The organism is Burkholderia sp. LFS061 (assembly GCF_047978125.1).
GTDB lineage: Bacteria > Pseudomonadota > Gammaproteobacteria > Burkholderiales > Burkholderiaceae > Burkholderia > Burkholderia pyrrocinia_C.
In genome coordinates, this window is sequence record NZ_JBFPFS010000181.1 from 1 (window position 1) to 229 (window position 229).

The 229-nt window shown below is 68.6% G+C and carries 1 protein-coding gene; it reads right to left on the minus strand.

The features are described 5' to 3' along the window. On the minus strand, positions 1 to 229 hold a 229-nt coding region (locus ACNQQL_RS36255; protein WP_347069765.1), incomplete at both ends, for a hypothetical protein.

Below are 229 nucleotides of genomic sequence, written 5' to 3' on the forward strand. Positions count from 1 at the left end.
CTGCGGCTGCGCGGGCGTCTGCTCCGGCAACGGCTGGGCCGGAACCGGCACGACCTGACGCTGCACCTGCTGGCGGCGCATCTTGTCGAGATCGAACAGGTTCCCTGCCGGTGTGCCACCCTGGCTCGGGCCGAGCGGCATCGGCGGGACGATCGGGTCGTCCTTGTCGCGAATCACGTTGTTGTCCGACTTGTACGCGCCCGTCACGCCCTGGATGTAGTCGTAGCGG